Annotated in this window: 1 pseudogene; it reads right to left on the reverse strand. The window is 69.3% G+C overall.

Annotation, left to right across the window (positions count from 1 at the left end):
* A pseudogene (locus tag AB3X89_RS39035) lies at positions 1-4,006 on the reverse strand (hypothetical protein); the annotation flags it as partial.

Below are 4,006 nucleotides of genomic sequence, written 5' to 3' on the forward strand. Positions count from 1 at the left end.
CCTGCCGGCCAGGCGCTGCGCCATCAGCTCGCGCCGCAATGCCTGCGCTGCCGCCTCGAGTTCCCCCGTCTGCTCCGTTGCCACCCCGGGCTGTCGCCTGATGTTGCGCACGAACTGAAGCACTGTATCCAGCAGGCAATTGTTTCCCTCCCCGCTGGCCACCCCCCTCTCAGCGCCCGCTTGCGCCAGAAACTCATCAAGACTGCGATAGCGGCTAGCAGACTCGAACTCCTGCAGGGATCGGCGGACGGGCGCCTGTACGGGCGAGGCACCCGCCGGGGGGCGGGCAGGCGGCTGGGCACGTGCGGTGCGCGCAGGGTTGCGGGGGCCCCAGCTGCTGCGAACCGCATGGCCGGCCGGAGCCCGGGGCGCTACCGCAGGCGCGCTTCGCGTGGCGTCGTGCGGCCCGGACGGCTGTGGCGGGGTGTTCAGACCGCGATTGCGTGACTGATCCGCGGCTGCACCGCGGTATGGCGGGCTTATCGGGCCCGCGGGCCGCTCACCGGCAGTCGCCGGTTGCGCATAGCGATCGAAGGACCTGATCGTCCCGATGCCCTGCGGGCGCGCCACGCGCGCGGCCGCCTCGCGCAGCTTCTTCTCCAGCGGCTCGCGCGACTCCGCATCAGGCCAGCGCTGGCGCAGCCTTTCGTAGGTCCGGTGACTCTTCTGCTTGCCCCGCAGGCTCTCAGGGGTATGGAACTGGATTTCCCAGTCGGCGTCTTCGCCCTGAACCCGGGTGCGCACGTTCACATTCAGGCCCGCATAGCCGGTGCCTTCGAGGGTAAAGCCGTTCTTTACGCGCATGACCGTCATGCCGGCCTGCTCCAGACGGGCGAGCATGTCCCGGGCGCGCGTCGCAAAGCCCTCCGGGTCGAGCAGTACCTCGTAGCGCAGCCCGTCGCGTACCCGCCCGGCAGCCTCCTGCGGTGTTTGCAGACCCTGCTCGCGCTGTATCCGGGCCAGCTTCTCTTCAATGCTTTTCTCCTTCTTGAAGATGAACCTGCGCCAGTCGCCACCGTCCCGGTCCGTGCGCAGCCTTGCGCGGTGGTCCTCCAGCGCCTGCCGCAGCACAGGCCAGACCGTACCCTCCAGACGTTCAGCCTGGCTTCTGATCTGACGGGCCAGCCCCGCGAGGGGGGACGGCACGTCCCCTGCGGCTGGCGCCTGGGGCTGGGGCGGAACCGTCAATACCGGCTCCGCCTCCCAGTCCTCGATATCTTCCACCCCCGCAGGAACGGCTAACGCACGGAAGGCCTCGCGCGCCGGCTTGAGCAGCTTCCAGGTCTCGTCCCGGTGAGCGCCATCCAACGCGCGTCGTTGCGCCTGCTTGTACAGGTCGTGATACTGCTCCTTGCACCTGAACGTGTGCTCCGTATGAAACTGGATTTCCCATGGGAAGCCCTCCGGATCCTCCAGCGTGACGCTCACCGCCCGGAAAGCGCTGCGTTCCCGGCTGAAGTGATTGTGACACCGCATCATGGCATGCCCCTTCCCATCGAGCTGCAGAAGGATCCGGCGATAGTCCGCCATAAACGTATCCGGGGACAGCACCACACTGTAGCGCAGCGCATCGTTGACCCGCGCGCTGGCCTGGGCCAGATCCAGCGGCGGCATGCCGCCAATCAGCCGGGCCAGCTTGTCCTGCAGCGATTGCGGCGATTTCAGCCGGTACGGCTCACCGGCCAGATACGGCCGCCCCTCTTCACGCCCCGGCACCCCGCCATGGCCCAGGATGTCCTTCAGCAGCAGCGTGATCTGCGGCTCGGCCTGTCGGGCGCGCTCATGCAACGCCTGCGCCTGCCGCTGCTGCGCCTCCCGGGAAACCGCCTGCGCCCGCGTGGCCGGCGCGACTGGCTGGCTGAGCCAGCCGCCCTGCTGCAGCGCGCGGACCGCGTCCTGCATGACCCCCGCTGCCATCGTGGGCATGTCCGGCAGCACCGTCTGCGCCCACTGGGGATCGAAGCGCCCATCGCGTATTTCTGCCACCGTCTGCTTGCTGTACGGGACCCGCCGCAGACGCTCCGGGTAGAAGCTTTCTGCCCGTTCGCAGCACTCGATGACACCCGTAAACAGATCGGTGCCCGTGTCCGACTTCAGCGCGTCCGTGCCCACCTTGATCGCTATCGTAAAAAGATTGCGCATGGACAGCTCCGGCTCGCCCGGCACCAGCCCCGGCTGCCCGCCGGGGAACGCCGTACGCGAGAGCCGGCACACCGGATAGTTGTCCAGCACCGCGTGCACACGCCCGGCCGTGTCGTGTGCCTGCCCGTAGGCGCTCGCCAGTGCCGGGAACCACTGCGCCAGCGCGGACGGAAGCGGCGGTGCCTGGACGCTGTCCTCACCCAGCTGCATGCCCAGCCTGTACAGCAGCTGCGCCGCCTCGCGCGCTTCCGGCTCATGGGCCCGGTCAATCGCCTCATGTGCCTGCGCCTGCAACTGCTCCAGCGCGGGTGCATCCTCGTCCCCCCGCAACCAGCTGCGCAGCCCGTTGCGCAGCTCGCGCTCCACCCCGTCGTAGGTGCCGAACATCATGCGTCGCGCCATGGCCTCGCGCTGCCCGTCCGGTTGCGCAAGAAAGCGCATCGCCAGCGTGGCGGCCTTACCCAGCAACATCCCCCCGCGCTGCTCGGCCAGGATTTCGCGCGCCCGGCCTCCCTGGTAGCGGCCCTGCTCATCGAGGGCCGGATGGGCCGTCTTCGGCGGCTTGAACGAGCGCTCCCCGCCCCGCCGCGCCTGGCGCGCCTCCATGACGCGACGGATGTGGGCCGCCAGAGCCGGATAGCCCGCATAGACGAACGCATCGTCCCCGTCCGTGTCCATGTTCCGCCTGCGCAGCTCCGCTATCGGCAGCGCCCCAAGCCGCCCCGGCAGCAGCACGTCCTTGACCCGCAGGCTGCCCGTGCTGAGCATCTGCGGCGGCAGCGCGTCGCGCTCGCGCCGGCTCGTCCAGCGCGACAGCGTCTTCAGGTCCTCCCGTGAACAGGCCAGGTGCAGCCCCTGGTGGGCGGGATCCGGCGACCAGTAGCCCGGTGGCGGAATGATCAGCATGCCCTTGCTGTGCAGCATGTCGGCGCCCGAGCCCGAATCATCATCGAAACCGGTATAGCTGTACTGGATGGCGAAGCACTGCTCCAGAAACCGGGCCGTCACGTCGCCCTGGCCGGGTGTCGCGACCTGCGCGGCCCCAATGGGCAACAGGTTCTCCTTGTCGTACGGCGGCTTGCCCACCAGCACATCGTCCTGCAACTGCGCAAAGCCCGGCAGCGGAATCGACGGCAGGTACAGCCTGTCGTCAGCCGAGGGCACCGCGCGGATGCGCCGCCCCTGATAACCCCCGCTCACGGCCAGCTGGTACAGCGTCAGGCGGCCCACCTCCTGCGAGGCCTGCCGGTCCAACCCGTCCAGCCTGCGCTGCATCGCCTCGCGCGCTTCGTCAAGCGCTGCCTCGTCCCGCGGGAAATGCATCAGCGCCTGCGGCGGCATCGCGTTGAACCCGGGCTCCTGGCCCTCCACCAGCCTGCGCTGTGCCTCGCTGCCCCGTCCCTCCCGGACTGCCTGCCATGCCTCGATATGTTCGCGCACCACCGGAATGCGCATCGCCACGTCCCATCCCAGAAACCCGCAGCCGTCATTCGGACACAGCGCGATGCGCTCCCCCTGCGGCCCCTGCAGCCTGAACGGGTGCTGCGCCCCGGGCACGTCCTCAAACCAGCCCAGCCGCAGCGTGCCCTCCACCACATGGTCACGCGGCACCATCTCCATGAGCGCGCGTTGCATGCGCGACCAGTCCTCGCGCTGCGGCGCCAGTTTCTGCGCCAGGCCCATGAAGTCGCTGCCGGGGACGCTGTCGGCATACCGCACTGCCGGCAGCACCGAAGCCGACGCGCTGCGGCCCTCGGCGATGGCCCGGGCGGACTTCTGCCGCCCGCGCGTCAGGCGGCTGCCGCCGAACATGTCGAAGCGCCAGGGCTCGCCGTTATACTGGAACGTGCGCGCCAGCATGAAG

This window comes from Paraburkholderia sp. BR14320 (assembly GCF_040948665.1).
In the GTDB taxonomy this organism is placed as follows: domain Bacteria; phylum Pseudomonadota; class Gammaproteobacteria; order Burkholderiales; family Burkholderiaceae; genus Paraburkholderia; species Paraburkholderia youngii.